At 62.7% G+C, this 2113-nt stretch carries 5 protein-coding genes; 4 read left to right on the top strand and 1 reads right to left on the bottom strand.

The window, feature by feature from the left end; translation table 11 throughout:
* Together ENZ75_RS29815 and fosX are read left to right on the top strand one after the other, a co-directional pair.
* On the top strand, positions 1-374 hold a 374-nt coding region (locus ENZ75_RS29815; protein ID WP_206617130.1), incomplete at its 5' end, for a carbon-phosphorus lyase complex subunit PhnI.
* Positions 371-790, top strand: a complete 420-nt coding sequence (gene fosX / locus ENZ75_RS29810; RefSeq protein WP_063169035.1) for a FosX/FosE/FosI family fosfomycin resistance hydrolase — start codon at positions 371-373, stop codon at positions 788-790. The genes ENZ75_RS29815 and fosX, both read left to right, overlap by 4 nt.
* Before the next feature lie 2 nt (positions 791-792).
* On the opposite strand, the gene ENZ75_RS34465 is transcribed toward fosX, so the two are convergent.
* Entirely contained in the window at positions 793-1002 is a 210-nt protein-coding gene (locus ENZ75_RS34465) for a hypothetical protein (RefSeq protein WP_063169036.1), read from the bottom strand.
* A gap of 65 nt (positions 1003-1067) precedes the next feature.
* On the opposite strand from ENZ75_RS34465, the gene ENZ75_RS29800 reads away from it, so the two are divergent.
* The gene (locus ENZ75_RS29800) at positions 1068-1967 is read left to right on the top strand and encodes an alpha-D-ribose 1-methylphosphonate 5-phosphate C-P-lyase PhnJ (RefSeq protein WP_063170339.1); all 900 of its coding nucleotides are present in this window, start codon (positions 1068-1070) and stop codon (positions 1965-1967) included.
* Positions 1964-2113: ATP-binding cassette domain-containing protein (locus tag ENZ75_RS29795; protein ID WP_128278548.1), on the top strand; the 150-nt coding region annotated here is incomplete at its 3' end. The genes ENZ75_RS29800 and ENZ75_RS29795, both read left to right, overlap by 4 nt.

Here is a 2113-nt window from a genome sequence, read left to right as displayed (position 1 = left end):
GGACAGTGCCGAGCGGCACCGAATGCCAGATGGTCAACCAGTTCAAAGGCTCGGCCAAGGCGCCGCCGCAATTCACCCGCGGCTACGGCCTGGTCTTCGGCCAGAGCGAACGCAAGGCGATGGCCGTGGCACTCTGCGACCGGGCGCTGCGCGCGAAGGAGCTCGGCGAGGATGTCGTCGCCGCGGCCCAGGACGAGGAGTTCGTCATCTCGCACTCCGACAATGTCCAGGCGACCGGCTTCGTCGAGCATCTGAAGCTGCCGCACTATGTCGATTTCCAGGCCGAACTCGATCTCGTGCGCCGCATGCGTGCCGAATATGACGCCCGCCAAAACCCCGTGAAGGTCGAAGAGAAGCGGGAGGCCGCGGAATGATCGAGGGCCTTTCCCACATGACCTTCATCGTCCGCGATCTCGAGCGGATGACCGAAATCCTCGAGGGCGTATTCGACGCACGCGAAGTCTATGTCAGCGACGCCAGGCAGTTCTCGCTGTCGCCCGAAAAATTCTTCCTGATCGGTGACATCTGGGTCGCCATCATGGAGGGCGAACCCTTGCCGGAGCGCAGCTACAACCACATCGCCTTCAAGATCGATGACGCCGATTTCGACCGCTATGCCGAGCGCATCGGCAGGCTCGGCCTCGACATGCGCCCGCCGCGCCCGCGCGTCGAGGGTGAAGGCCGCTCGATCTATTTCTACGACGAAGACAACCACATGTTCGAACTGCACACCGGCACGCTCAATGAGCGGCTGGCGCGCTATGCCAGGGGATCGGAGGCTGCGGAATGAATTTAGTGCCCGACGCCACCATGGCCGCCACCATCGTGGGAATGACCGCCATAGCCGTCATACCCGGAGTAATCACCATTGCCGACGCCCACGGACTCACCTTGAGAGCCTTCTTTGGGGCCGGGCAGAATCATGCGCCGAAGGAAGAAGAGAACGACGCCGGCGAACACCACCAACAGAATTCCGAGATGCATCCATCCGGTCGAGTTCATCTGAATTCGCCCCTGTATCCGCGTCCTGGACGCCAATTCGATAGCACAATGTGGATGTGATCGCCATGACCGACATCGCCACCTACAACTTCGCCTATCTCGACGAGCAGACCAAAAGGATGATCCGCCGGGCGATCCTCAAGGGCATCGCCATTCCCGGCTACCAGGTGCCGTTCGCTTCGCGCGAAATGCCGATGCCCTACGGCTGGGGCACCGGCGGCGTCCAGGTCACCGCTTCGATCATCGGCCCGGACGATGTGCTGAAGGTCATCGACCAGGGCGCCGACGACACCACCAATGCGGTGTCGATCCGCGCCTTCTTCAAGAAGGTCGCCAATGTCGCGGTGACGACCGACACTGCCAGCGCCACAATCATCCAGACCCGCCACCGCATTCCCGAGCATCCGCTGACGGCGGCCCAGGTGCTGGTCTACCAGGTGCCGATCCCCGAACCCCTGCGCTTCCTCGAACCGCGCGAGACCGAAACGCGCAAAATGCACGCGCTGGAGGAATATGGCCTCATGCACGTCAAGCTCTACGAGGACATCGCCAAGCACGGCCGCATCGCCACCACCTATGCCTATCCGGTCAAGGTCGAGGGCCGCTATGTGATGGACCCCTCGCCGACGCCGAAATTCGACAATCCCAAGATGCACCGCTCGCCGGCCCTGCAGCTGTTTGGCGCCGGCCGCGAAAAGCGCATCTACGCGGTGCCGCCTTTCACCGAAGTGGTCAGCCTCGACTTCGAGGATCATCCGTTCGAGGTCCAGACCTTCGACCAGCCCTGCGCGCTGTGCGCGGCCGAGAACGTCTATCTCGACGAAGTCATCCTCGACGACCATGGCGGCCACATGTTCGTCTGCTCCGACACGGACCATTGCGAGAAGCGGCGAGCGGACGGCTATCGCGGCCATCTTGCCCCGGAAAACCATCTTGCCTCGGGAACAAGGGAGCCGGCGCAATGACCGACGAACCGCTGCTGCGTGTCGCAGCACTTTCTAAATTCTACGGTTCGCGCGTCGGCTGCGACAACGTCTCCTTCGACCTGTGGCCGGGCGAAGTCCTGGCTGTCGTCGGCGAATCCGGCTCCGGCAAGACGACGCTGCTCAAC

The organism is Mesorhizobium sp. M7A.F.Ca.CA.002.04.1.1 (assembly GCF_004022805.1).
Classification (GTDB): Bacteria; Pseudomonadota; Alphaproteobacteria; order Rhizobiales; family Rhizobiaceae; genus Mesorhizobium; species Mesorhizobium ciceri.
Note: the sequence above shows the minus strand (reverse complement) of the source record. Positions and strands in the feature narration are given on the sequence as shown.

What these genes read in the sequence shown, in the direction of transcription:
- ENZ75_RS34465 (WP_063169036.1), bottom strand. Translation starts at nt 1,002, where the DNA reads ATGAACTCGACCGGATGGATGCATCTCGGAATTCTGTTGGTGGTGTTC.
- ENZ75_RS29800 (WP_063170339.1), top strand. Translation starts at nt 1,068, where the DNA reads ATGACCGACATCGCCACCTACAACTTCGCCTATCTCGACGAGCAGACC.
- fosX (WP_063169035.1), top strand. Translation starts at nt 371, where the DNA reads ATGATCGAGGGCCTTTCCCACATGACCTTCATCGTCCGCGATCTCGAG.